This window comes from Cellulomonas xiejunii, assembly GCF_024508315.1.
Taxonomy (GTDB): Bacteria; Actinomycetota; Actinomycetes; order Actinomycetales; family Cellulomonadaceae; genus Cellulomonas; species Cellulomonas xiejunii.
This window is the reverse complement of record NZ_CP101987.1, coordinates 582478-606261: the sequence shown is the minus strand read 5'-3', so window position 1 is coordinate 606261 and position 23784 is coordinate 582478. Positions and strand designations below refer to the sequence as shown.

Genomic DNA, 23784 nt, shown 5'->3' with positions numbered 1-23784 from the left:
GCGGGGGGTGGCCTGAGTAGGTAGCGCCGACGCCCTGACCTGCGACGACGCTGCACGCCAGGCGCCGATCGCCGTAGTGCGGCGGCTACTGGGGCCTATGCGCGCCGCGTCAGCGCGACGTCTGCCGGTAGCGGGCGATCGCGAGCGGCGCGAACACCACGAGGATCACCACGACGCAGCCGAGCGTGTACAGCACCGGGTGCTGCATCGACCACGCGTCGGGCACCGGGGCACCGGGGTTCGTGTTGCCGAACAGCTCGCGGCACGCCTGCGTGAGCGTCGAGACGGGGTTCCACTCGACGACGCGCTGCAGCGGCTCGGGGAACGAGTCGAGGGGGACGAAGGCGTTGGAGACGAACGTCAGCGGCATGATGACGATGAACGACGCGTTGTTGATGACCTCGACGCTGGGCACCAGCACGCCGACGAGCGCCATGATCCAGCTCACCGCGTACGAGAACGCGAGCAGCAGCCCGAACGCCGCAGCCGCCTCCAGCACCGTGCCGTGCACGCGCCAGCCGACGAGCAGGCCGGTGAGCGCCATGATCACCAGCGACAGCACGTTGTAGACGACGTCCGAGGCCGTGCGCCCCGCGAGCACGGCCGACTGCGACATGGGCAGCGAGCGGAAGCGGTCGAGGATGCCCTTCTGCATGTCCTCGGCGATGCCGGCGCCGGTGAACGTGGCCCCGAACACGACGGTCTGCGCGAAGATCCCCGGGATGAGGAACTCCCGGTAGCTCACGCCGTCGCCGGGGTCGATCGCCCCGCCGAACACGTAGGCGAAGAGCACCACGAACATGATCGGCGAGATGAGGACGGCCACGAGGATCTCGGGGACGCGCAGGATCTTCAGCAGGTTGCGCTTGGCGACGACGTGCGTGTCGACGACCGCGCGGGCGAGCGAGCTCATCGGACCTCCTGGGCGGTGTCGTCGACCTCGGCCGTCCGGCCGGTCAGCGTGAGGAACACGTCGTCGAGGGTCGGCCGGCGCACCCCGGCCTCGAGGACGACGACCCTCTCGGCGTCCAGCCGGTCCAGCGCCTCGCGCAGCGCCCGCGAGCCGTCGTCCACGGCCACCGACAGCGCACGCACGTCGCCGGCGACGTGGACCTCGTCGCCGGACGACACCGCCGCGAGGACCGTGCGGGCCGTCGCGGACCCCGCTGCGTCGGCCAGCAGCACCTCGACGCGCTGCCCTCCGACCTGCGCCTTGAGCTCGTCCGCGGTGCCGCGAGCGATCGCCCGCCCGTGGTCGATCACGACGATCGCGTCCGCGAGACGGTCGGCCTCCTCGAGGTACTGCGTGGTGAGCAGGATCGTCGTGCCCGCGCGTACCAGCTCGGCGATGACGTCCCACATCTGCAGCCTGCTGCGCGGGTCCAGGCCCGTCGTCGGCTCGTCGAGCACCACGACGGGCGGCTCGGCGACCAGCGCGCACGCCAGGTCCAGCCGCCGCCGCATGCCCCCGGAGTACGTCTTCGCGGGTCGGCCGCCCGCCTCCGTCAGGTCGAACGCGTCCAGCAGCGCCCCGGCGCGGGCCCGCGCCCGGCGTCGCGGGAAGCCGTAGAGGCGGCCGATCATCTCGAGGTTCTCCGCCCCCGTGAGGTTCTCGTCGACCGCGGCGTTCTGCCCCGACAGACCGATGCGGCGCCGCACCTGCTCGGGCTCGCGCAGCACGTCGGCGCCGGCGACGTGCGCCGTGCCGCCGTCGGGCCGCAGCAGCGTCGTGAGGATCCGCACGGCCGTCGTCTTGCCCGCGCCGTTGGGCCCCAGCAGCCCCATGACCGTGCCCTCGGGCACCTCCAGGTCCAGCCCGCGCAGCGCCTCGACCTGCCCGTACCGCTTCGTCAGCCCGCTCGCCGTGATCGTCGCCGTCATCGCTCCCCCCGCGTCGTGCGTCGTCACGCCCATTCCGGGATCGTGCACCCGACCACCGACAACCACACCCAAAACGCCGTGACACCGCGTCGCGGCCCGGACGAGCATGGACCCGTCCCGATGAGTCCGGCCCCCGCGTCCGGTCTATCCCGCGACACCTCCCGGACCCACCACCCCCCGAGGCCGCCATGACCACGCCCACCGCACCGACCCGCTGGCGGCGCGACGTCACCGTGTTCCTCACGGGTCAGACGTTCTCGCTGCTCGGCTCGATGCTCGTGCAGTACGCGATCATGTGGCACCTCACGCTCGAGACGCGCTCGGGGACGGTGATGGCCGTGTACGCGGTCGTCGGGTTCCTGCCCCAGGCGGTCGTGTCGGTCTTCGGCGGCGTGTGGGCCGACCGGCTCGACCGCCGCGCGCTGGTCATCGGCGCCGACGCGGCCATCGCCGCGACCACCCTGGCCCTCGCGATCCTCATGCTGTCCGGCTACGACGACCTGTGGATCCTGTACGTGGCCGCCGCGATCCGGTCCGCCGGCGCCGGCATCCAGACGCCCGCCGTCGGGGCCCTCCTCCCCCAGATCGTGCCGCCCGACAAGCTCATGCGCATCAACGGGGTCAACGCCACGATCCAGTCGGCCATGATGCTCGTCGCGCCGGCGCTCGCCGCCGGCCTGTACGCGTGGGCGTCGATCGAGGCGATCTTCTTCGTCGACGTCGTGACCGCGCTCATCGGCATCGGCCTGCTCCTGCTCGTCCCCGTGCCGCGCCTGGTGCGCGGCGACCAGCAGGCGGGCGTGCGCGGCTACCTCGCGGACCTGGCCGACGGCGTCCGGTACGTCGCGACGACGCCGTTCGTGCGGTGGGTCCTGGCGATGTGGGGCGTGGTGTTCGTGCTCATCGTGGCGCCGTCGTTCCTCACGCCGCTGATGGTGGTGCGCTCCTTCGGCGACGAGGTGTGGAAGCTGACGGTCAACGAGCTCGCGTTCAGCGTCGGCATGACGCTCGGCGGCGTGGTCGTCGCGTGGTGGGGCGGCCTGCGCAACCGCGTCCACATGGTCATGGTGACGACCGCCCTGTTCGCGGTGCTCAACGTCGGTCTGGGCCTGTCGACGAACATGTGGGTGTTCTTCGGGTTCATGTTCCTCATCGGCCTGGGCGTGCCCTTCTTCTCGACACCGACCATGACCGTGCTGCAGGAGCGGGTCGAGCCCGAGCGCCTGGGCCGGGTGTTCGGGTTCGTGGGCATCGTCATGGCCGTCGCGATGCCGCTGGGCATGGCGGTGTTCGGTCCGCTCGCCGACCGCTACTCGGTGGAGTCGCTGCTGGTCGCCGCGGGCGCCGCGCTGATGCTCGTCGTGGTCGTCGGCGTCGCGCTGCCGTCAGGACGGCGCGCGATGGCCGAGGCGCAGGCCCCGGATCCCGAACCGGCAGCCCCACCGTCGGACGAGGACCAGCACGTCGGCTCTGACGTCCGCTGACCCCGCCACTGACTGACCGCCCAGCTGACCGCCGAGCTGACGGCCCAGCTGACGGCGAGCTCGACCTTCGGCGGCTTCTCGGCGTTCGAAAGCCGCCAAAGGTCGAGCTCGGCGGATTGGTCGGGGGGTGGGTGTGGGTGGGTCGGGGGTTGATGTGGGGGTCAGCCGGCCAGGCGGGAGCGGACCAGGGCGCTGAGCGCCTTGCCGTCGGCGCGCCCCTGCGCGCGGGCGTTCGCCTCCTTCATGACCGTCCCCATGTCCTTGAGCGACGACGCCCCGGTGTCGGTGACGACCGCGTCGACCAGGGCGGCCAGCTCGTCGTCGCTCAGGCGCGTCGGCAGGTACTCGTCGACGATCTGCGCCTCCGCCGTCTCGGTCGCCGCCCGGTCGGCGGCTCCCGCGTCGGCGTAGATCTGCGCGGACTCGCGGCGCTTCTTCGACTCGCGGGCCAGGACCTTGAGGATCTCGTCCTCGCTGAGCTCGCGTGCGACCGTGCCGGCCTTCTCCTCGTGCCGCACGGCGCCGATGAGCTGGCGCAGGGTGCTGGTGCGCAGGGTGTCGCGCGCCTTGAGGGAGGTCGTCAGGTCGGCGGTCAGTCGGTCGAGGGTGCTCATGGGCCCATCCTCCCCGGTGTTCCGGTGCGGGCGCCCGCTCTTTCCTCCTGGCGGTGCGCTCACCAGGACGCGGCGACGACGTCCGTGAGCTCGGCAGCCGTCAGCGCGACGGGGTTGCCCCGCGTGGACGACGCGGCCAGGGCGTCGGCGACGACGGCAGGGACGTCGGCGGCGTCCAGGCCGAGCGCGCCGAGGCCGGGGGCGCCGATCGCTGCGGTGAGGTCCGCCAGCCACGCGACCGCGTCGTCCGCCCGGGCGCCGGCCCGTCCCGTCAGGGCTGCCGCCGCGTCGTCGTACCGCGCGAGGGCAGGCCCACCCGCGTCCGTGCGCCGCAGCGCCGCGACGTTCGCCGCGGTGGTCGCGGCCAGCACCGCGGCGCACACCTGCCCGTGGGGCGCGCCGAGCCGCCCGCCCAGCGCAGCGGCCAGACCGTGGACGGCACCCAGCTTCGCGTTCGCGAGCGCCATGCCCGACAGCAGGGCCGCGACGGACAGGTCGGTGCGCGCGTCGACGTCGTCGCCGTGCTCGACGGCCCGTCGCAGGCTGCGTCCCGCACGGACGAGGCCCTCACGCGCGAGCGGGTCCGTCAGGGCCGTCGCGTACGGCGTCGTGAACGCCTCGAGGCACTGCGTCAGCGCGTCGGCACCCGACGACGCGGTCAGCGCGGGCGGGCACCCGAGCGTGAGCAGCGGGTCGACCACCGCGACGGCCGGCAGCATCGCGCGCCCGCGCAGGCTGGCCTTCACGCCGCGGTCCGGGACGCGGACCGGCGCGTTGGCGGTGACCTCGGCGCCCGTCCCGGCCGTCGTCGGCACCGCGACGACGGGCAGCGCCACCTCCGCCAGTGGCAACCCCCGCCCGACGACCTCGAGGTGGTCCAGCACGTCCGTGCCACCGGGCGCGAGCACCGCGACGCACTTGGCGAGGTCGAGGACGGACCCACCACCCCAGCCGACGACGACGTCCGGGCGGACGTCCCGCGCGACGGCGACCGCGGCCCGCACGGCGTCGACGTCCGGCTCGCCGCGGTGCCGGTGGACGACCGTGCCGGCCAGGCCGCGGACGTCCGCCGACGGTCCCGCGACGACGAGCACCCGGCTGCCCAGCGCGGCGACGAGGTCCGGCACCTGCGCCGCAGCCCTGGCACCGAGGACGATGCGCCCCACGGTGGCGAACGTGCTGGCGGCGGGCAGGCCGGGACGGGACGGCACCGTGCTGGTCGACATGCTCCGAGGCTAGGGCCCGACGCGACGGGAGGTCACCGGTGCAGCTGCTGGCGCCAGTCCGGCGGGACGCGGCCCTCGGGCCCGGGCGTCGGCTGGTCCAGGGGGTGCGCGAGCGGCGGCGCCAGCTCCGGGCCCTCGGCGTGCGTGCCCGCCTCGTAGTCCCACCACCAGTCCTGCCCCGGCTCGTACGAGCGCATCAGCGGGTGCCCGGTGGCGCGCCAGTGCGCCGTCCCGTGCTGCCCCGGCGAGCTGTCGCAGCAGCCGATGTGCCCGCAGGCGGCGCACCGGCGCAAGGCCACCCACCAGCCGGACTCCTGCTCGCACTCGACGCAGCCGGGACCAGTCGGCGGGATGCTCGGGTCGATCGCGGGAACGTGCATGGTGGTCACCTCCGGGTGCCTGTCCAGTCTGCGCCTGCGCGCGCGGTCCGCATCCGGTGCAGGCCGGGCTCCGGTGCGACGTCCCGTCCTCCCGCGGGGGGACGGGACGTCGCGGCGCGCCCATGCCGTGGGTGGAGCCGGCGACGACGGCGTGCCACCGTGGCCCCCGCACGTCGAGACCCCAGGGGGAGTCGTCGGCCCGACCCCCGGACCTAGCGTCACCGACGTGCCCTCGACCAGCAGCGACGTCCTCCTGCACGACCCCCGGGTCGCGGCCGACCCCGTCGCCGTGGCCCGCACCCGACCCGTCCTCACCGTGCGGCTCGATGCCGTCGCGCACAACACGCGCGTACTGGCCGCGTCCGCACGGCGGCTCATGGCCGTCGTCAAGGCGGACGGGTTCGGGCTCGGCGCGGTCGACGTCGCACGCACCGCGCTCGACAACGGCGCCCAGTCGCTGGGCGTCGCGACGCTGGCCGAGGCCGTCGAGCTGCGCCTGGCGGGTGTCCGCGCACCCCTCCTGAGCTGGCTCGACGCCCCCGGCGCCGACCTGTCCGACGCGGTCCTGCACGGCGTCGACGTCGCGGTGCCGAGCGCCGAACACCTCAAGGCCGCCGCGTGGGCGGCGCGCCGGCTGGACCGCGTCGTCGACGTCCACCTCTACCTGGACTGCGGCACCGCCCGCGACGGCTGCCCACCCGCGCTGTGGCCCGACCTGTGCGCTGCGGCCCGCCGGGCGGAACGCGCCGGGTCGGTCCGGGTCGTCGGCGTCATGGGCCACCTGGCCTGCGCGGCAGGCCTTCACGCCGAGGCCAACGCGGCCGCCACCCGGCGGTTCGTGCGCGGCGTCGAGCACGCGCGAGCCGCGGGGCTGCGGCCCGCGCTGCGCCACCTGGGTTCCACCGCCGCCGTGCTGGGGCTGCCCGCCACGGCCTTCGACATGTCGCGCGTCGGCGCGGGCCTGGTGGGCATCGACACGACCGGCCGGCACCCCGTGCTGCGCGGGGCCGCGCAGGTGACCGCGCCCGTCGTGCAGGTGCGCGACGTCGGCGCCGGTGTCGGCGTGGGGTACGACCACACGTACCGGACGGCCGCACCCACCCGGCTGGCACTGCTGCCCCTGGGGTACGCCGACGGCCTGCCGGTGAGCGCGTCGGGGCGTGCCGAGGTCCTCGTGCACGGTCGGCGTCGTCCGCTCGCCGGGCGCGTCTCGATGGACCAGGTCGTCGTCGACGTGGGCGACCTGCCCGTGCAGCCGGGCGACGTCGTCACCGTCATCGGCACCGACGGCCCGGCGCCCACCCTCACCGACTGGGCCGGCTGGGCGGGCACCCTCCCCCACGAGCTGCTCACCGGCCTGGGGCGCCGGCTCGTGCGCCGCGTCGTCCCCGCACCCCCGTCACCCCCGCCGGCCCTCCCCGAGGAGCACCTGTGACCACGTCCGACCTGCAGCACCGGCCCCCGACCCCGCCGCACGTGCCCGTGTGCCGCGTCGCCCTCGTGGGGGGTGGCGCCAACGCCGAGCACGACGTGTCGCTCGCGAGCGCCGCAGCGGTGCGCGACGCCCTGGCGCCCACGCACGAGGTCGTGGCCCTCACCATCGGCCGGGACGGCACGTGGTCGGGTGAGCACGGCACCCTGTCCTTCGCGGCGGCGGTCGCCGTCGTCGCGACGTGCGACGTGCTGCTGCCCGCGGTGCACGGTCCGCGCGGCGAGGACGGGACGCTCGCGGCCCTGGCCGACCTGGCGGGCGTCGCGTGCGTCGGGTCCGGTGTGCGGGCCGGGGCGCTCGGCATGGACAAGTGGGTGACCAAGCTGGTCGCCGCCGCGGTCGGCGTCGCCGTCGCCGACGGCCGGGTCGTGCGGGACGTCGCCGAGGCGTGCGCGGACCCCCGCCTGCCCGCGGTCGTCAAGCCCGTGGCGTGCGGGTCCAGCCACGGGGTGCGTCGCGTCGACACGCTCACCGAGCTCCGCGAGGCCGTCGCGGCCGCCCTCGAGCTGGACGACCGCGCCCTCGTCGAGGAGGTCGTGGTCGGCCGGGAGATCGACGTCGCGGTCCTGCGCCGCGCCGACGGCACGACCGTGGTCTCCCCGCCGCTGGAGATCGGGCACGCGGGCGCCGTGTTCGACACGGCCACCAAGTACGACGGCACCGCTCGGTTCGTCGTCCCCGCGGCCCTCGACCCCGCGGACGCCGAGCGGCTCGCGGCCGACGCGCGCACCGTCGTCGACGCGCTCGGATGCGAGGGCGTCGCCCGCGTCGACTTCTTCCTCACCGCGGACGGCCCGGTGCTCAACGAGGTCAACACCATGCCGGGGCTCACGGCGCACTCGCAGGTGCCGCAGATGTTCGCCGCGGTCGGCATGACGTACCCCGAGCTGGTCGCCGAGCTCGTGGCACAGGCCCGGGCACGGCACGCGACGCGCGCGTGGTGAGCGCACGCGTCGGCGCGTGGGACGCCCTGCGGGGCGTCGCCATCGCGCTCGTCATGCTGCGGCACGCGTGGCCGGACGTGTTCCCGGGTGCCGGCGTCGTCGGTGTGGTCATGTTCTTCGCGCTGTCCGGGCACCTCATCACCGGTCTGCTCGTGGACGAGGCGGAGGCGACCGGCGGGGTGGACCTGCGCCGGTTCTGGTGGCGGCGGCTGCGCCGTCTGGTGCCGGCGCTCGTCGTGCTCGTCGTCGGGTTCGTCGTCGTCACCCTGACCCTCGACCCGCTCGGGGACGCGGGCACCCTGGGCAGGACGGTCGCGGTGTCCCTCACGTACACGGCGAACGTCCCGTACGTCGGGCTGGTCGGCGTCAGCCCCGCGATCTACCACCTGTGGACCCTGGCCACCGAGGAGCAGTTCTACGTCGTGTGGCCGCTGGTCGTGGTCCTGGCGGTGCGGGCGCGGCGGCTGCGTACCGGCCTGGTGCTCGCGGGGGCCGTGGCCGCGGTGCTGTGCGTGCTGACGGTCGTGTGGTTCCGCGGCGACCCCGACGCGGCGTACCCGCTGGCGACGTCGTGGCTGGGCTGCTTCGTGGTCGGTGCCGCGTCGCGGATCACGCAGGACCGGTGGCCGCCGGCCGCGTCGGGGCCGCACGCGGTGACCGCCGCCGTCACGCTGCTCGCCGCCCTGACGGTCACGGACCTGCGCGGCCACGCCGCGACCTACCTGCTCGCCGGGCCCGCCGTCGCCGTCGCGACCGTCGTGCTGGTGCAGGCCGGGCGGCGGCACGTCGTCGTGCGGCGCCGGTGGCTGCCCCTGGTCGCGCTCGGCACCGTCTCCTACGCCGCCTACCTGTGGAACTACCCGCTGACCCTGTGGCTGCGCCCCGTCCTGGACGACGCGACCGGGCTGGTCGCGCTGCCCGCGACCGTGCTGGCAGCGACGGCGAGCTGGTGGCTGGTGGAGCGGCCCGTGCAGCGGGCCGGCCGGCGACGGGCGGACGGTGGTCGACCCATCCCTGCGGGCAGCGCGACGGTCACGTCGGGCGCGCCGCCCCGGCCCTGACCCTGGGCGCGGCGCTCCTGGCACGCCATGCTGGGGGCGGACGGTCGTGCCACGGCGGCCGCGTCGAAGGGGGAACCATGAGGACGTCGCACGTCACGACCCTGACCACGGTGGCGCTGATGGCGCTGCTCGTCGGCTGCGCGGGGAGCACCGAGCCGGGCGGGAGCGACGAGACCTCGCCGTCGGCCGCGCCGTCCACCACCGAGGCACCCGCCGTCCCGTCGGTCGCCGAGACGTCGTTCCCCGGCGCACCCGGCGACGTCACCGGCGAGGAGGTCGCGGTCGTGGCCGACACCGATCCCCGTCAGGTGCAGGTGGTGACGTACGGCAGCAGCACGTGCCCCGTCCTGCCGACGGCCATCACGTGGGACGACAGCACGGAGGTGCTGAGCATCACGCTGAGCGGGCCCGAGTTGTACGACCGCCCGTGCACCATGGACTTCGTCCCCACGACCAGCGTCGTCGCCCTGCCCGAGGACGCGCCGGACGCCGCCGGGCTGACCGTGGAGGTGGCCGGGCGCAGCCTCGTCGTGGGGTGACGCCCGGCGGCCCAGCGCGGTAGGGGGTCAGGCGAGCACGCGGCGGGCCCGGCGGACCGTGATCTCCTCCTCGCACGCCGTCGCCCACTCGCGGCGCGCGCCGCGCATGGTCGGTACGGGGGCGAGGAACAGCGCCACCACCGTGCCCCGCGCGTAGGCCCCGCGCGGCGGAACGCCGTGCGCGCGCGCCTTGGCGTACGTCTTCCCGAACGCCGCGAGGTGCGCCTCGACGAGCACGCTCAGCGCCCGACGGGCCAGCCCGGGCAACAGCGACATGATGGCTCTCTCCTCCGTCCCGTCCTCTCGACGCCCCCTGATTGCGGAAGCGGAGAGTCTGGCGCTCGCCTCTGTGCACCGGGCGCGCGGGGGCCCGCCGAGGTCGCAGAACTGGTCCACGACTTCATCCGTGCACCTGCCCGCGGCGGAAAGCGGGCGGTGCGCGTGTCGGACGACGAAGGCCCAGCACCGTGGAGGTGCTGGGCCTTCGATCAACCTGCGCGCCCGAAGGGACTCGAACCCCCAACCTTCTGATCCGTAGTCAGATGCTCTATCCATTGAGCTACGGGCGCACGGCCCTCGCGGGCCGACCAGAACGATACAGGCACGAGGCCCGGACCCAAAACGCGATAGGTGCGTCCTCGGACACACCGAGGTCAGGGCGACACCGTCCTCGCTCCGCTACCGGACGGTAGGGGGCCGTTCGGGCTGCGTTTCACCCGCCCACGCTCGGCCGACCGAGTGGCGCGTCACGCTCACCCGGCACGCGAGTGCATCTGTGTGTCACCGTGACCCCCCGCTGCGGGTCCGACGACGTCCCCGCACGTCACGAGCATGAAGGAGGGCACGGTGGTCGGTCGACATGACCGCAGCGAGGCACGAGGAGTGCACACAGGACAGACCTCCAGGACCCGTGCTGTGACTGACGTCGAGGCGAGATCGTGAGCGCACGGGAGGTCCACGACGCCCTGCACGGCTGGGCAGCCCGACTGGTGTCCCTCGGCGCGATCGTCGTCACGCGCCTGCGCCCCGGCGTCACCTGGGCGCAGGCCCAGGACCTCGCGCACGAGCACGGCTACGACCTCACGGAGGAGGTCGCCGCGCTGTGGACGTGGCGCGACGGCGTGGGAGCGCGACCAGGGCAACCGTCCGCGCACTTCGCTCCCGGGCAGGACTTCGCGTCGCTCGACGCCAGCCTGCGGCACTCCCGCGAGTACCTGCGGGCGTCGCAGGCCGAGGTACGCGCCGGCACCGCCGTCGGGACCCCGTGGCAGCCGCACTGGGTCGTCGCGGTGCACGGCCACGCGATGCCGCTCGTCCTCGACGGGTCACGCCCCGGCCCGGACACGTTCCGACACGACCCCGCGGCCGACCCGATCGTCGTCGCCCACTCCACGCTCCCCCAGCGCATCGCCCGGTGGCACGACATGCTCGACACCGGCACGTGGCGCGTCGCCCGCGACGGCACGTGGGACGTCGACCTGTCCCACCTGACCCAGTCGGCACACACACCCCGCACCGACGTCACGTAGGGGCGTCAGCCGCCCGGACCGTCAGCTGCCGGGGCGCAGCCGCGACGCCGGCACGATCTCCTGCGCCTGCGAGCTGCTCGACCAGCGCAGCCGGATCGTCGCGCTGCGCAGGCCGTCGAAGTACTCGAGCCGGATCGGCACGGCCTGACCGGCCCGCAGCGCGATCCTCCCGGTGTCCACCCGTTCAGCGTGGTTGCTCCACTGGTTGATGACGAGCGTCCCGTTGACCCAGAGGCGGACGCCGTCGTCGCTGGTCGTGGAGAACGTGTACGTCTGGGAGTACCGCGGCACGATCGACCCCGTCCACCGGACGGAGAACGTATCGGCACCGATGCCGGCGACCGGCGCCCCTGTCCCCCACCTGAAGTCGATCGTCGGGTCGACGCGCGTGACGCTGGTGCCGGTCAGGTCGGAGTTGTCGAAGTACGTGCCGCGCAGCCCGACCCCCTGCGACGGCGACAGCGACGCCGTGAGGGTCGTCGCGCTCGTGGGCGTCGTCCACGTGCGGGTCGCCGCCGTCGAGCCGTCGGACCAGCGGTCGAACACGTAGGGCACGCCCTGCGCGTCGCTCTGCGCGGGCACACCGAGCTGGAGGTCGAAGCCCGCCCACGAGGTCACCGTCGTCGGCCCGGTGACCGTCTCGCCGTTGACCGTGAGCGTGCGGCCGGCGGGCGACGTGGCGAGCGTGACGGCGACCTTGCGCGGCTGGAGGTCGCGCGTGACGGTCGTCGAGACGCCCTGCGAGTCGGTCGCGGTGAGGCTGACCCGCAGGTAGCTGTTCGCCGCCGCGGCGAGGTCCTCCGGGCCGGGCGCCGTGAACGTCGTGCCCGTCCCGGTGACCGGGCCGAGGAACGGGTGCGTGTGGGCGTCGTGGACACGGATGACGGTCCAGCTCAGACCGCTGCCGGGCAGCGTGCCGTCCTGCGCGTCCGTCGCGCTGCCCGACAGCTGGATCGTCTGGCCGACGCTGAACGTCGCGTCCGCCGCGGGTGACGTGATCGTCGCGACGGGCGCGGTGTTGCCCGAGCTGATCCGCACCGTCACCGGCGAGGACGTCGCGCCCGCCGCGTCGCGGACCTGCAGCGTCGCCGTCCACGAGCCGGCGGCGTACGTGTGCGCGACCGTGGGGGTCGTCGTCGTGGCGTCGGCCGTGCCGTCGCCGAAGCTCCACAGGTACGTCAGCGCGCCGCCGTCGGGGTCGCTGCTGCCCGAGCCGTCGAGCGTCGTGGTGAGCGGCGCGACGCCCGAGGCAGGGCTCGCGGTGACCACGGCCGTCGGCGGGCGGTTGGCGGTGCCCGTGTACGCGATCCGCCGGATCTCGCCGCCGTTCGCGTACGTCGTGTAGTAGAGCGCCTGGCTCCCGGCGTACGGGCCGAACTCCAGGTGCACGGCGCCGCCCAGACCCGTGGCCAGGTCGGTGCGCGTGCCGCCGTTCAGCATCATGATCCGGCCGCACACGTAGTCGGCGAACAGGTAGCCGTCCTCGTACGCGGCGGGCCACACGCCGTTCGGCACGAACGCTCCGCCGGTGATCGACCCGCACCCGGTGGACCGGGTGTAGTCGTGGATCGGGTCGGTCATCCCCGCGGGCAGTGCGGGCCCGCAGTTCGTCGGGGACCCCGTCTGGGCGCAGTGCCCCTCGCGCACCGGCCACCCGTAGTCCGCGCCCGCCGTCCCGAGGTCGATCTCCTCCCACGAGTTCTGGCCGACGTCGTTCACGTGGAACACCGTGCCCGCCGCGTCGGGGTCGAACGCGAACCGGAACGGGTTGCGCAGCCCCCACGCGTACGTCTCCCGGCAGATCGTCCCGGCGGCCACGGGGGCGAGCCGGCAGCTCGCTGTCCCCGTACCCAGGAACGGGTTGCCCGGAGCCGGAGCGCCCGTGGTCCGCTCGACGCGCAGCACCTTGCCGTTGAGGGTGTGGCGGTCCCGCGACGAGTCGTTGACGCCGGCGCACCCGCTGTCACCCGCGTAGTCGCAGCCGCTGTCGCCCGTGGTGACGTACAGGTAGCCGTCCTTGCCGACGTGCAGGTCACCGGCGTTGTGGTTGCCTGCCGAGGAGTAGATGCCGTCGAGCAGGACCGTCTCGCTCGCCGGGTCCACCGTGTTGTCGTCGCGCAGCACGAAGCGTGAGACCCGGTTGGTCGGCGCGCCCGCCGGGTTGGCGCCCTGGCTCGTCGGGCACGACGAGCTCGTGCCGCGGGCCGTGTAGAACAGGTAGATCGCACGCGTCGCGGGGTCCGGGTCGACCGCGACGCCGAGCAGGCCGCGCTCCGAGTTGGTGCACAGCCGGCCGGCGAGGTCGAGCGCCGGGGTCGACAGCAACGAGCCGGCCGCGGTGCGCACCCGCAGGCGTCCGGCCTGCTGCGTCACGAGCATCCGCCCGTCCGCGGTGAACGCGATCGCCGTCGGGTTGTCGACGTCCGCGACCAGCGCGTCCGTGAAGCCCGTGGGGACCGTGGCGGCGGACGCCGGTGGCGACACCACCGCTGTCATGCCCGCTGCGAGCAGCGACCCGACCAGCACCTGCACGACCCGACCCCTGCTGCGCATCGCGATCCCCGTCTTCGTCGACGCTTCCGTGCGTCGAGCATGCACGGGCCCGGGTCGGGACGCAACGGGCAATTCGGATGGCACGTCCGCTCCTCGCGGTCGCACCGACGGGCCGCCATGGGCCACCCTGGGGCCGTGCACACCCCCGACCTGCGCGTCCGCTTCGACGTGGACGACGCCGCCCTGACTCGCCTGCACGCGCGCGCGTTCGGCACCGCGGTACCGAGGGACGAGACGCCGTGGTCGGCGCGCCTCGAGCGGTACGGCGTGAACTGGGTGGGCGCGTTCGTCGACGACCGGCTCGTGGGGTTCGTCCACGCGTGCTGGGACGGTGGCGCGCACGCGTTCCTGCTCGACGCCGTGGTCGACCCCGCGCACCAGGGGCAGGGCACCGGACGTCGGCTCGTCGAACGGCTCGTCGTCGAGGTGCGCGCGGCGGGCTGCGCGTGGCTGCACGTCGACTTCGAGCCGCACCTCGAGGGGTTCTACCGCGCGTGCGGGTTCGGGAGGACGGCGGCGGGGCTGCTGCGGCTCTGACGGCACGCGGCACGGCGGGCCCCCCTGCGGCCGGGACGCGCTCGTACCGCGCGCCGTGTAGAACACGTAGATCGCGCGCGTCGCGGGATCGGGGTCGACCGCGACCCCGAGCAGACCACGCTCCGAGCAGCGCCCCCACCACGACCTGCCCGACCCGACGCATGCAACGCATCGAGCCCCCGGATCCTCGTCGATGCCCTGCGTGGGTCAGAGCATGCCCGCAGACAGATGCGGACGCACCGGGCGAACGGGACGAACACCGCGGAACCGGCCCCGTCGTCACGGAGGTTCCGCACGTCCGGAAGCCCTGGGCGCGGTCAGCCCTCGGGCCACCGACGCGGCCTCAGGTGCGCGAGCACCGCCCAGGCGATCGGGGTCGAGCCCTGGGTGACCTCGAGGATCTGCCGACGGATCCGCGGCTCGTGGAGCAGCGCGGCCAGCGTGGCGGCCACGTCCTGGCGGGGGATCTCGTCGTGCGGCTGCGCCGGGCCCAACGAGATCGTCCCGATCCCGTCGCGGTCGACGAGCAGGGACGGCCGCAGGATCAGCCAGTCCAGGTCGCTCATGCTCACCGTGACGTCGACCAGCTTCTTGACCGCGAAGTAGAACTCCACGTCCTCGCCGAGGTCCTGCCCGCGCCCGGCCTCGGGAAGCACGGACAGCAGCGCAAAGCGGCCCACGCCGGCGAGGCGTGCCGCGTCCAGCGTCTTGACCGCCCCCTCGCCGTCGATGGCCGCCGTGATCTGCCGCGCCCCACCGTTCGACCCCGCAGTGAAGACGACGACGTCCGAGCCGGCGAGGAGCTCCGCCAGCGAGTCGACGGTCAGGTCCGCCAGCTCGCCCACGTGGGCCGCGACCCCCCGCGCCGCGAGCTCTGCTCGCTGCTCGTCCCGACGGACCAGTCCGGCGACGTCGTCGCCCCGCTCGACGAGGTCGCCCGCCAGGAGCCGACCGACGGCCCCGCTGACGCCGATGATGAAGACCTTCATCGGGCCGCGCCTGATCCCACCGTCGGGTCAGCCTGCCCGGGGTGTCGGTAGCGGTCCTGCCGGACGGGATCGTGCTGCGGGTACCGGTGCATGGTGCCAGGCTGGTCCGCGCGACCCGCCCTTCGCATCGGTAGGAGCCACCGATGGTCGGCGGGCCGCGCCCGTCGGATCAGGTGAGCTGGAGCTCGCGGAGCTCGCGGCGCGAGGTGATGCCGAGCTTGCGGAAGATGTTGCGCAGGTGGGCCTCGACGGTCCGTGGGCTGAGGAACAGGCGTGCGCCGACCTCACGGGAGGTGGCCCCGGTGGCCACCAGTCGGGCCACGTGCAGCTCCTGCGTGGTGAGCTCGTCGGTCGGCTGGGCGGCACGCGCGCGTGGGTGCTCCCCCGTCGCGCGGAGCTCGCGGGCGGCCCGGCCGGCGAACGCGTCCGCACCCATGTCGCTGAGCAGCTCGTGGGCCGTGCGGAGCTGGTCCCGGGCATCCCGGCGGCGCCCCTCACGACGCAGCCACTCGCCGTGGACGAGGTGGGCGCGGGCGAGGTAGCCGCGCATCCGGCTCCTCCCGAGGTGCTCGATCGCCGCGCGGTACTGGTCCTCGGCCGCCTGGCCGGTGCTCATGAGCGCCCGGGCGTACGCCTCCAGCCCCAGCGACCAGGGGGTCGGCCTGACGCGCGCCCGGGCGCTGAACTCCTCCATCGCCTGGGTCGCGTCCTCCGGCTGCCCCGAGCGGACGCACGCCTCGATGAGCTCAGTGAGGCTCGAGCCGCTGATCGCGACCTCGGGTGACGTGCACGCCCGGGTCGCCGCCTCCCGCGCCCTCGCATAGCTGCCCATCCCGTTGTGCAGCACCGCCAGCGCGTACTGGGCCTGGGTGGCGTCCGTACCCCTGTCCGGATGGGCGTCGTCCTGGGCGGTGCTCGCGCTGAGCGCGGTGGTCGTGGCGTGGTCGCCGGCCCAGCCGCCCAGGATGACGCGGGCGTGCCGCAGCTCGACCCCACCGGTGGCCTCCATGATCGATGCCGCCTCGGCAGCGAGCTCGTCCGCCCGTGCCAGATCGCCCATCAGGACGGAGGTGATCGACAGGAGGTTCAGCGCGGCCGGGAGCCTGGCCAGCGCACCGCCCTCACGGACCAGCTGGACGTTGCGGGTGGCCACGTCGTGGAGCAGATCGTCGTCGAACAGCCCGACCGCGGTGCGCCCTGCCAGCCACAGCCAGCCGTCGCTGCGAGGATCCCGCCCAGGACCCGCGGACGCGCTCGCGCGAACCGCGTCGACGGCGCTCCACAACCCGCGTGCACCCGCCGCGTACCCCCGCGTCAGGGTCGTCGCGAGGCCGTCGAGGAGCAGGTCCACAGGCCGCGCGGGGACGTCGGCCACAGGAGCGGCCAGGGCCGCCTCGGCGATGTGGGTCACGTCGTCGCTGCCGTTGAGGACGGCGGCATCCAGCGCGTGCAGGAAGGTCTCGCGGGAGAGTGCCGGGGCGAGCGGGGCAAGCATCCGGGCCGCGTCGAGCAGCATGCGAGGGGCGTTCCCGTCCCGTGTCAGGTGGAACGCGACCTGCGCCCGCAGCAGTGCGAGGCGAGCGTGCTGCAGGGCGTCCAACGGGCCGGCCGCGGCGGTCGTCAGCAGCTCCTGTGCCGCTTCGGAGGCACCCGCCTCGTGCTTGGCCTCGGCGCCCTCCAGCGCCCGCCGCGCGCGAGCGGCGGGTTCGGGGGACAGCTCCGCGGCGCGCTGCAGGAACGCGGCCGCGGCGGCCACACCCCCGCGGGCGCGTGCCCGCCCGGCCGAGAGCTCCAACCCTTCCGCAGCCTCCTCGTCGGCTCCGAGCACCGCCTGCGCGCGGTGCCAGGCACAGCGATCCGGGTCGACCTGCGGGTCGGTCGCCTCGGCGAGCGCGGCGTGGGCACGCCGACGGTCCGGCGGCGTGGCCGCCCGGTACACCGCCGACCGCATCAGCGGGTGACGGAACCGGAGCCGCGCGCCGACCTCCAGCAGCCCTGCCTGCTCGGCGGGCATCGCCACCTCGCGGGCGAGGCCCATCAGCCCGACCGCACGCCACAGCAGCGCCGCGTCGCCCGTCGGCTCGGAGGCGACGAGCAGCAGCAGCCGCTGCGTCTCCGGCGGCAGGCTGTCCGAGCGGCGCCGGAAGCTCTCCTCGACGCGGTGCGGGACGTCGAGCACGTCGGGCAGCTCGAACCCGCCGGCGAAGTTCCCGGTGGGAATGCTGCGGGGCAGCTCCAGCAGCGCCAAGGGGTTGCCACGCGCCTCGGCGAGGAACCGTTCGCGTACACCTTCGTCCAGCGGACCGTGCAGGGCGGCACCGAGCAGCGCACGTGCGTCCGCCTCGTCCAGCCGCTCCAGTCGCAGCTCCGGCAGCCCCGCGAACGGAGGACGGTCGCCCGAGCCCTCGCCGGAGTCACGCAACCCGAACACCAGGGCCAACCTCTCGGCCCCGACCCGTCGGGCCACGAAGGCCAGCACCTGCACCGACGCCTCGTCGAGCCACTGCGCGTCGTCGACCAGGCAGAGCAGAGGCGCTTCCTCGGCGGCCTCGGCCAGCAGGTGGAGGATGGCGAGCCCCACCAGGAACCGGTCCGGCGCGGCACCACCGTGGAGTCCGAACGCGACGCCGAGAGCAGCCCGTTGCGGCTCGGGCAGCATGCCGGCGCGGTCCAGCAGGGGGGCGCACAGCTGGTGCAACCCGGCGAACGCGAACTGGGACTCGGACTCGACGCCGACCGAGGTCTCCACCCGGAATCCCGAGGCGACCGCCGTCTGCTGAGCGTGCTGGAGGACGGCGGTCTTCCCGATTCCCGCTTCCCCGCTCACCACGACAGCCCCGCTGTGCCCGGCCCGGGCCAGCGAGAGGAGCTTCTCGACCGCCTCGATCTGCGAGTGCCGGCCCACAAGGTGGGTCAGGTGATTCTCCCGTCCATTACCCCCGACTAGGTAGCCGCCACCGTAGTGGACCCTGACGCGGCGCGCGCCATTCTCCGTGGATTTGTCCGCCGCGGCGGTTCCGTGGCGCCCCGGACGCCCATTCCACCGTGATGACCACCGACGCGACCGCGCGGCCGCCGCTGCGAGTCTGACGACGTGGCCAGAACAGCCATTCCCGGCACGGCCGACCATCAGAAAGGAAGGGACCCCCTCATGAATTCGCCTCGCGTGCTCGGCGGACGCTATGAGCTCCGCGAGGTCCTCGGCCGCGGCGGCATGGCCGTCGTCCACCTCGGCCGTGACCTGCGTCTCGGGCGCCAGGTCGCGGTCAAGGTGCTCCACGCCGACCTGGCGCGTGACCCGCTCGTCCGGTCCAGGTTCCGGCGGGAGGCGCAGACGGTCGCCGCCCTCGACGACCCCCGCATCGTCTCCGTCCATGACGTCGGAGAACACGTCGACGACGGCGGGGTGGGCATTCCGTTCATCGTCATGGAGCACGTCGCCGGCCAGTCGCTGCGCGCACGGCTCCGCGACGGCGCACTCGCGCTGGACGAGGCCGTCGCGCATCAGGTGGGGGTCCTGTCGGCGTTGGAGACCAGCCACCGTGCGGGCGTCATCCACCGCGACATCAAGCCGGCCAACGTCATGGTCACACCCGAGGGCCGGATCAAGGTCGTGGACTTCGGGATCGCGCGGGTCGGAGGCGATCCCGGCAGCACCGCGGACCGGACCGGCGCGCTCCTCGGCACCGCTGCGTACCTCTCCCCCGAACAGGTGCGCGGTGGGACCGCCGACGCCCGGAGCGACCTGTACTCCGCGGGCTGTCTGCTCTACGAGCTGCTGACCGGACGGCCCCCCTTCGTCGGGGACGACGCGGTCGCGGTGGCCTACCAGCACGTGCACGAGAACCCCGTGCCGGTCAGCGCCCATCGCCGCGACGTCGCTCCGGCGCTCGACGCGGTGCTCCGACGGGCCCTCGCCAAGGACCCGGGCACCCGGTTCCCGAGCGCCCGGTCGTTCCGCGAGGCGCTCCTGTCCGCCGCACGGTCCATGACCCCGGCGGACGACGCCGGCACCACGGCGGCCGTGGCCGCCTAGACAACCTCACCCCTGACACACGCACCACCCACCCGAGAGGAAAGACCCGACATGAACCCCATCGAGCAGCTCATCGTCAACATCCAGGAGCTCGTGGCCCAGGTACCCGAGGCCGTCCAGCCGTTCATCATCATGCTCGCCGGCGCGATCCCGATGGTCGAGGGCGAGGGAGGGGCCATCATCGGCGTCGTCGGCGGCATCCATCCCGTCGTCGCGGCCGCCGCGGCAGCCGCGGGCAACTTCCTGTCCGTGCTGCTCGCCGTCGCGCTCACCTCACGCGCCAGAACGGCTGTCGTCGACCGACGTCTGAGCCGGGTCGGGGTCGGCGCAGGCGCCGGACCGGGCATCGACGGGGAGGCGCTCCACGAGACACCCCCCGCGAAGCCGGTGTCGAAGGGGCGTCAGCGCCTCAACGCGTGGCTCGTCCGCTACGGCGTCCCCGGCGCGAGCATCCTCGGCCCGTTCGCCGTCCCCACCCAGATCACGGCGACCGTCCTCGTGGGCGGGGGGACGCCGCGCCGCTGGGTCCTGCTCTGGCAGGCCGTCGCCATCGTCATCTGGACCACCGTCGGCACCGTCTCGGTGTGGGCCGCGCTCACCTACGTCGTCGGGGTCTGAGTCCCGGCTGACCCGCGACCGTGTCCTGCACGCACCCTCGACGCGCCGGTCACAGCACCGGGTTCACCCCGGACGACGGACGCCCCGGACCTGCTCGTCGCAGGTCCGGGGCGTCCCGATGTCCGGGGACATCACACGTGCGGAGACGGTGGGATTTGAACCCACGGAAGGGTTGACCCCTTCACGGCCTTAGCAGGGCCGCGCACTAGACCTGGCTATGCGACGTCTCCAAGACGTGGGCCAATGTACCGGTCGGGGGTCGCGGGACCAAAGCGTGAGGTGGGACGACGATCGACCCCCGAGCTCAGCGCTCGAAGCCCCACTCCCGATCGGTGCACATGCGGGCCACCGCGAGCCCCACGGCGAGCGCCGTGACGACGAGCGCAGCGGACACGCCGTACGTCAGGGCCTCGCTCACGTCGCCGTTGCTCAGGTAGTACACGGCCCGGTACGCGGGCACGCCGGGGACCATGATCGTCACCGCCGGCACGTACACGGTGATGCGCGGGATGTTGAGGCGGGGCGCGATCCACGCGGCGAGCAACCCGACGAGGAACGCCGCCACGGCTGCCGCGGCCTGCGGCGGCCAGTCGAACCGGACGACCGCCTCGATGCGCAGCACGTTGGGGAGCGTCGCGACGCCCGCGGCGACGAACGCCATCCGCCACGGGCTGTTGAACATCAGCGCGAACCCCAGGACGCCGACGAACGACGCGAGCAGCCGCAGCAGCGTCATCGCCGCCGGATCGAGCGCCAGCTCACGCGGCGGGTCCGGGCTCAGGCCGACGACGATCGACACGGCCCAGACGGCGAACGCCGCGGACACGAAGATCATGAGCGCCCAGGTCAGACGCGCCACCCCGGCCGAGAAGTCGAGCTTGGCGAGGTCGAGCGCGCCCGTCGCCAGCGGGAACCCCGGGACGAGGAACAGGGCCGCCGCCACGTACCCGGCCTCGTGGACCCCACCCGTGAGGCCGAGCAGGTGCAGCGCCTGCACGAACCCCAGGTAGGACAGGCTCGCCAGGGTCGCCGCGAGCATCGTGACGCCGAACTGGTTGAAGCCGCGGTGCAGCATGACCCGTCGCAGTGCCTGGCCCAGCCCCGCACCGACGAACGCGCCGAGGACCTCGATCACGCCGCCGTTGTTGAGGAACGCGAACGCCGCGCACGCGATGGCCGCCCACAGCGCGTTCAGTGCCACGGGGTACAGCGGTGGCTTCGCGGTGATCCGGTCGATCTCCGTGGTGAGCTCGTCGACCGTGACGGGCGCACGAGCCTCGACGCGCTGAGCGAGCAGCTCGAGCTCGGCCAGCCGGTCCGTGTTGACGCCGACCGCCCGGACCTCCGTGACCTCGGTGCGGAACGACCGGCCGCGGTGCGACGTCGTCGTGATCTCCGTGAGCGTGACGTGCGCCTGGTGCCGGTCGATGCCCAGCGCCGCGGCGACACGCGCCATCGACGCCTTCACGCGGTACGACCCCGTCCCCGACGCGAGGCTGAGCCGCCCCACACGCAGCACCGCCCCCGAGCGGCGGATCAGCTCGAGCTCGTCGTCGTCAGGTTCGGTCGGCACGAGGCCATCATGTCCGGACGCGGAGGTCGCTTGCAGGACGTCCGCCCCACGGACGGGCCGCGACGAGGGTGTTCGTGGCGCCGGTCACACACCGGCACCGGGGCGGCCCGCGGCGGGTGAGGCGGTCAGGGCAGCTCGTCGGACGCGCGACGCTCCTGGTCACGCGCCCGGTCGGTCGCCTTCGTCGCGCGCTCCAGCTCCCGGGCGGCCGCACGCACCGACTTCTCGTGCTCGCGGGCCCTCGCGCGTGCCGTGACCAGCGCCTCGTCGACGCGGGGCAGCGCGGCGCGGGCGTCGGCGAGCCGTCGGCGGACGTCGGCGAGCGCACGGACGAGCTCCTCCTCAGCCGCGTACGCGTTCGTCGACGCGGTCTGCGCGTCCTCCAGGGCGACGACCGCCTGCTGCTCGGCCGCCGCGCTGTCCTCGTGCCGGGTGCGCGCACGCTCGAGGTCCGCCTCCGCCGCGTCGCGCGCCGCGACGGCCTGCTCGTGCCGCCGCCGCAGCCGTTCGCGCTCCCGCTCCTGCCGTTCGCGCTCGCGCGCCTCGGACGTCGCGCGGGCCGGCGCGCGGGCGGGCGAGGTGGTCGGACCGTCCGCACCGGAGCCACCACCGGGACCTCCCGCACCGGCCGCGCGGGCTCGACCGCGCGCCCCTCCCCCACGCGCACCAGACCGTGAAGCGTTGTTGCCGGAATCCGGCAACAACGCTTCACGCTCCGCCGTGTCGGCCGGGGCGGTCGCGTCGGCCGAGCCGAAGCCCACGTGCTCGGTGCCGTGCGTGAGCGTGCCGGCGGCGACCGCGTCAGCGACGCGCGGGTCCGCGAGCGCGGCGGTGAGCGTCTGCTCGACCTCCTGCGCGGCGGCGGTCGACACCTTCTGCCCGGCGTCGGCGGCCAGCCGCCGGGCCCGCGTGACCAGGCCGGACACGAGCGCGCGCCGCTGCTTGCCGAGCTCGCGCAGCGCCGGCCCGTCGAGCGACCGTTCGGCGTCACGCATGCCCTCACCCAGGTCGCGCAGCGCGTCGGCGAGCGAGGCGTCGTCCCGGACCAGCAGGTTCACCGCCCAGGCGGCGACCGTCGGCTTGCGGAGCGACGCGATGCGCCCGGCGAGCGCCTTGTCCTTCGCCGCCTTCGCGGCCCGGACCGCGGCGTCCCGACGCGCGACGAAGTCGTCCAGCGTCCCGCCGTACAGCTCGTCGACGACGTCGTCCATCCCGGCCACGCCCCCAGCCTGCCGCCCCGGCCCACCCCCGCCCACCCCTCCCAGGCGTGAGAGTGCAATCCAGCACACCCCCCGGGAACTCGATCGCACTCTCACTGCCGAAGGAAGGGGACCGGACGGACACCCCCAGGAACCACCTCCACCTGCCCCACCCCTCCCAGGCGTGAGAGCGCAATCCAGCGCACCCCCCCGGGAACTCGATCGCACTCTCACCCCGACGGGGACCGGACGGACGCCCCGCAGGAACCACCTCCACCTGCCCCACCCCTCCCAGGCGTGAGAGTGCAATCCAGCACACCCGGGGAACTGGATTGCGCTCTCACGCCTGGGAGGTGGGTGGTGGCGCGTTTCAGGGGTGGCGGGAGTGGTGGGGGCGGTGGCCCGCGGGGTACCAGCGGTTGCCGTAGCGGCGGGTCAGGTGGCCGTCCGTGGTCTCGGCGAGCTCGTCGAGGCGTTCGATGACGGCCCACCCGACGCGTCGCGCCGACTGGTCGTCGTCCGCCTCGAACCGCACGGTCACGCGCGCCGCGCCGCGCACCACGCCGACGTCGAACGCCTCGACCGTCGTCAGGGCTCGCGCCGCGGCGACCGCCTCGGGCAGCACGTCGGGGGCGGACGTGCCGGGGCGCAGCAGCCCGACCGACGCCGTGATCCGGTACGACGGCACGTCAGTCCTGCGCGGGCAGGAGGCCGGCGTAGCGTCGCGCGGTGTCGACGAGGCCGACGCGCGGGAGGTGGTCGACCTGGTCCAGCGGGACCCACGCGGCCTCGTCGGTGGACCCGTCGACCTCGTGGGTCAGCTCCCCGCCGACGACGTGCGCGCGGTACAGCACGCGCAGCGCGTGCATGTCAGGGCCGGGGATCAGGCGGTCCACGCTGCGGAACACGACCGAGTCGATGCCGAGCAGCTCATCGATCTCGACGTCGTACCCCGTCTCCTCGCGGACCTCGCGCACCGCGGCGTCGGCCGGGTCCTCGCCGGGGTCGATGCCGCCGCCGGGCATGGACCACCCCGTGTGGCCACCCTCGGACCAGTGCGCGAGGAGCAGGCGCCCCTCGTCGACGACGACGGCGTACGCAGCGACCCGGATGTCCACGGACGAGGACG

22 protein-coding genes and 2 tRNA genes are annotated in these 23784 nt (G+C 74.2%); 9 read left to right on the top strand and 15 right to left on the bottom strand.

Going from position 1 to position 23784, the window contains the following annotated elements; genetic code table 11:
- Window positions 1–109: 109 nt before the first annotated feature.
- Together NP048_RS03005 and NP048_RS03000 are read right to left on the bottom strand one after the other, a co-directional pair.
- Window positions 110–913, bottom strand: a complete 804-nt coding sequence (locus NP048_RS03005; RefSeq protein ID WP_227578014.1) for an ABC transporter permease — start codon at window positions 911–913, stop codon at window positions 110–112.
- Entirely contained in the window at window positions 910–1881 is a 972-nt protein-coding gene (locus NP048_RS03000; RefSeq protein ID WP_227578246.1) for an ATP-binding cassette domain-containing protein, read from the bottom strand. Before NP048_RS03000 ends, NP048_RS03005 begins: the two co-directional genes overlap by 4 nt.
- Window positions 1882–2069: 188 nt before the next feature.
- Between NP048_RS03000 and NP048_RS02995 the strand changes: the two genes are divergently transcribed.
- Window positions 2070–3365, top strand: coding sequence for an MFS transporter (locus NP048_RS02995; protein ID WP_227578013.1), 1296 nt, complete (start codon window positions 2070–2072; stop codon window positions 3363–3365).
- A gap of 161 nt (window positions 3366–3526) precedes the next feature.
- Here the strand turns inward: NP048_RS02995 and NP048_RS02990 are convergent, their stop codons facing one another.
- The 3 genes from NP048_RS02990 to NP048_RS02980 are packed head-to-tail and all read right to left on the bottom strand — an operon-like array spanning window position 3527 to window position 5585.
- Window positions 3527–3979, bottom strand: a complete 453-nt coding sequence (locus NP048_RS02990) for a GatB/YqeY domain-containing protein (RefSeq protein ID WP_227578012.1) — start codon at window positions 3977–3979, stop codon at window positions 3527–3529.
- Between the two features lie 59 nt (window positions 3980–4038).
- Window positions 4039–5205 carry an iron-containing alcohol dehydrogenase gene (locus tag NP048_RS02985; protein WP_227578011.1) on the bottom strand — a complete coding sequence of 389 codons (1167 nt, stop codon included), beginning with the start codon at window positions 5203–5205 and terminating at the stop codon, window positions 4039–4041.
- 32 nt (window positions 5206–5237) lie between these two features.
- The gene (locus tag NP048_RS02980) at window positions 5238–5585 is read right to left on the bottom strand and encodes a UBP-type zinc finger domain-containing protein (RefSeq protein ID WP_227578010.1); all 348 of its coding nucleotides are present in this window, start codon (window positions 5583–5585) and stop codon (window positions 5238–5240) included.
- A 226-nt stretch (window positions 5586–5811) separates the two neighbouring features.
- On the opposite strand from NP048_RS02980, the gene alr reads away from it, so the two are divergent.
- The 4 genes from alr (at window position 5812) to NP048_RS02960 (ending at window position 9621) form a co-directional block, all read left to right on the top strand.
- Window positions 5812–7020 (top strand): alanine racemase, encoded by a 1209-nt coding sequence (gene alr / locus NP048_RS02975; RefSeq protein ID WP_227578009.1) that lies wholly within the window; start codon window positions 5812–5814, stop codon window positions 7018–7020.
- The gene (locus NP048_RS02970; RefSeq protein WP_227578008.1) at window positions 7017–8021 is read left to right on the top strand and encodes a D-alanine--D-alanine ligase family protein; all 1005 of its coding nucleotides are present in this window, start codon (window positions 7017–7019) and stop codon (window positions 8019–8021) included. The genes alr and NP048_RS02970 overlap by 4 nt, the downstream gene beginning before the upstream one ends.
- On the top strand, window positions 8018–9082 hold the full coding sequence (locus NP048_RS02965) for an acyltransferase family protein (RefSeq protein ID WP_227578007.1): 1065 nt from the start codon (window positions 8018–8020) through the stop codon (window positions 9080–9082). The genes NP048_RS02970 and NP048_RS02965 overlap by 4 nt, the downstream gene beginning before the upstream one ends.
- Before the next feature lie 77 nt (window positions 9083–9159).
- Complete coding sequence (locus NP048_RS02960; RefSeq protein WP_227578006.1) at window positions 9160–9621, top strand: hypothetical protein; 462 nt, start codon at window positions 9160–9162, stop codon at window positions 9619–9621.
- A 27-nt stretch (window positions 9622–9648) separates the two neighbouring features.
- On the opposite strand, the gene NP048_RS02955 is transcribed toward NP048_RS02960, so the two are convergent.
- Together NP048_RS02955 and NP048_RS02950 are read right to left on the bottom strand one after the other, a co-directional pair.
- Window positions 9649–9897 carry a hypothetical protein gene (locus tag NP048_RS02955; protein ID WP_227578005.1) on the bottom strand — a complete coding sequence of 83 codons (249 nt, stop codon included), beginning with the start codon at window positions 9895–9897 and terminating at the stop codon, window positions 9649–9651.
- A gap of 220 nt (window positions 9898–10117) precedes the next feature.
- Window positions 10118–10190 (bottom strand) — tRNA-Arg (locus tag NP048_RS02950).
- A gap of 369 nt (window positions 10191–10559) precedes the next feature.
- On the opposite strand from NP048_RS02950, the gene NP048_RS02945 reads away from it, so the two are divergent.
- Window positions 10560–11150, top strand: coding sequence for an SMI1/KNR4 family protein (locus NP048_RS02945; RefSeq protein ID WP_227578004.1), 591 nt, complete (start codon window positions 10560–10562; stop codon window positions 11148–11150).
- A gap of 21 nt (window positions 11151–11171) precedes the next feature.
- Here the strand turns inward: NP048_RS02945 and NP048_RS02940 are convergent, their stop codons facing one another.
- Window positions 11172–13703, bottom strand: coding sequence for a PQQ-dependent sugar dehydrogenase (locus NP048_RS02940; protein WP_227578003.1), 2532 nt, complete (start codon window positions 13701–13703; stop codon window positions 11172–11174).
- A gap of 135 nt (window positions 13704–13838) precedes the next feature.
- Here NP048_RS02940 and NP048_RS02935 point away from each other — a divergent pair, with 135 nt between their 5' ends.
- Window positions 13839–14240: a GNAT family N-acetyltransferase gene (locus tag NP048_RS02935; RefSeq protein WP_227578002.1), complete on the top strand. Its 402-nt coding sequence runs from the start codon at window positions 13839–13841 to the stop codon at window positions 14238–14240.
- A gap of 317 nt (window positions 14241–14557) precedes the next feature.
- Here the strand turns inward: NP048_RS02935 and NP048_RS02930 are convergent, their stop codons facing one another.
- Together NP048_RS02930 and NP048_RS02925 are read right to left on the bottom strand one after the other, a co-directional pair.
- Entirely contained in the window at window positions 14558–15229 is a 672-nt protein-coding gene (locus tag NP048_RS02930) for an NAD(P)H-binding protein (protein WP_227578001.1), read from the bottom strand.
- A gap of 169 nt (window positions 15230–15398) precedes the next feature.
- Window positions 15399–18359 carry an ATP-binding protein gene (locus NP048_RS02925; protein ID WP_227578000.1) on the bottom strand — a complete coding sequence of 987 codons (2961 nt, stop codon included), beginning with the start codon at window positions 18357–18359 and terminating at the stop codon, window positions 15399–15401.
- A gap of 21 nt (window positions 18360–18380) precedes the next feature.
- Here NP048_RS02925 and NP048_RS02920 point away from each other — a divergent pair, with 21 nt between their 5' ends.
- Together NP048_RS02920 and NP048_RS02915 are read left to right on the top strand one after the other, a co-directional pair.
- Window positions 18381–19265: a protein kinase domain-containing protein gene (locus tag NP048_RS02920; protein WP_227577999.1), complete on the top strand. Its 885-nt coding sequence runs from the start codon at window positions 18381–18383 to the stop codon at window positions 19263–19265.
- A gap of 51 nt (window positions 19266–19316) precedes the next feature.
- Window positions 19317–19883, top strand: coding sequence for a LamG domain-containing protein (locus tag NP048_RS02915; RefSeq protein ID WP_227577998.1), 567 nt, complete (start codon window positions 19317–19319; stop codon window positions 19881–19883).
- Window positions 19884–20023: 140 nt separating this feature from the next.
- Here the strand turns inward: NP048_RS02915 and NP048_RS02910 are convergent.
- From NP048_RS02910 to NP048_RS02890, 5 genes are all read right to left on the bottom strand, one after another.
- Window positions 20024–20113, bottom strand: a tRNA-Ser gene (locus tag NP048_RS02910).
- Window positions 20114–20187: 74 nt separating this feature from the next.
- Entirely contained in the window at window positions 20188–21456 is a 1269-nt protein-coding gene (locus tag NP048_RS02905) for a threonine/serine exporter family protein (RefSeq protein WP_227577997.1), read from the bottom strand.
- 125 nt (window positions 21457–21581) lie between these two features.
- On the bottom strand, window positions 21582–22676 hold the full coding sequence (locus NP048_RS02900) for a hypothetical protein (RefSeq protein WP_227577996.1): 1095 nt from the start codon (window positions 22674–22676) through the stop codon (window positions 21582–21584).
- A 349-nt stretch (window positions 22677–23025) separates the two neighbouring features.
- The gene (locus NP048_RS02895) at window positions 23026–23343 is read right to left on the bottom strand and encodes a hypothetical protein (RefSeq protein WP_227577995.1); all 318 of its coding nucleotides are present in this window, start codon (window positions 23341–23343) and stop codon (window positions 23026–23028) included.
- Window position 23344: 1 nt separating this feature from the next.
- Window positions 23345–23773 (bottom strand): NUDIX hydrolase, encoded by a 429-nt coding sequence (locus tag NP048_RS02890; RefSeq protein ID WP_227577994.1) that lies wholly within the window; start codon window positions 23771–23773, stop codon window positions 23345–23347.
- Window positions 23774–23784: the final 11 nt, after the last annotated feature.

Bases quoted from the DNA above. Each gene is read 5' to 3' on its own strand.
- NP048_RS03005 (WP_227578014.1), bottom strand. From the start codon at position 913: ATGAGCTCGCTCGCCCGCGCGGTCGTCGACACGCACGTCGTCGCCAAG.
- NP048_RS03000 (WP_227578246.1), bottom strand. From the start codon at position 1,881: ATGACGGCGACGATCACGGCGAGCGGGCTGACGAAGCGGTACGGGCAG.
- NP048_RS02995 (WP_227578013.1), top strand. From the start codon at position 2,070: ATGACCACGCCCACCGCACCGACCCGCTGGCGGCGCGACGTCACCGTG.
- NP048_RS02990 (WP_227578012.1), bottom strand. From the start codon at position 3,979: ATGAGCACCCTCGACCGACTGACCGCCGACCTGACGACCTCCCTCAAG.
- NP048_RS02985 (WP_227578011.1), bottom strand. From the start codon at position 5,205: ATGTCGACCAGCACGGTGCCGTCCCGTCCCGGCCTGCCCGCCGCCAGC.
- NP048_RS02980 (WP_227578010.1), bottom strand. From the start codon at position 5,585: ATGCACGTTCCCGCGATCGACCCGAGCATCCCGCCGACTGGTCCCGGC.
- NP048_RS02960 (WP_227578006.1), top strand. From the start codon at position 9,160: ATGAGGACGTCGCACGTCACGACCCTGACCACGGTGGCGCTGATGGCG.
- NP048_RS02955 (WP_227578005.1), bottom strand. From the start codon at position 9,897: ATGTCGCTGTTGCCCGGGCTGGCCCGTCGGGCGCTGAGCGTGCTCGTC.
- NP048_RS02940 (WP_227578003.1), bottom strand. From the start codon at position 13,703: ATGCGCAGCAGGGGTCGGGTCGTGCAGGTGCTGGTCGGGTCGCTGCTC.
- NP048_RS02930 (WP_227578001.1), bottom strand. From the start codon at position 15,229: ATGAAGGTCTTCATCATCGGCGTCAGCGGGGCCGTCGGTCGGCTCCTG.
- NP048_RS02925 (WP_227578000.1), bottom strand. From the start codon at position 18,359: ATGGTCGGCCGTGCCGGGAATGGCTGTTCTGGCCACGTCGTCAGACTC.
- NP048_RS02920 (WP_227577999.1), top strand. From the start codon at position 18,381: ATGAATTCGCCTCGCGTGCTCGGCGGACGCTATGAGCTCCGCGAGGTC.
- NP048_RS02915 (WP_227577998.1), top strand. From the start codon at position 19,317: ATGAACCCCATCGAGCAGCTCATCGTCAACATCCAGGAGCTCGTGGCC.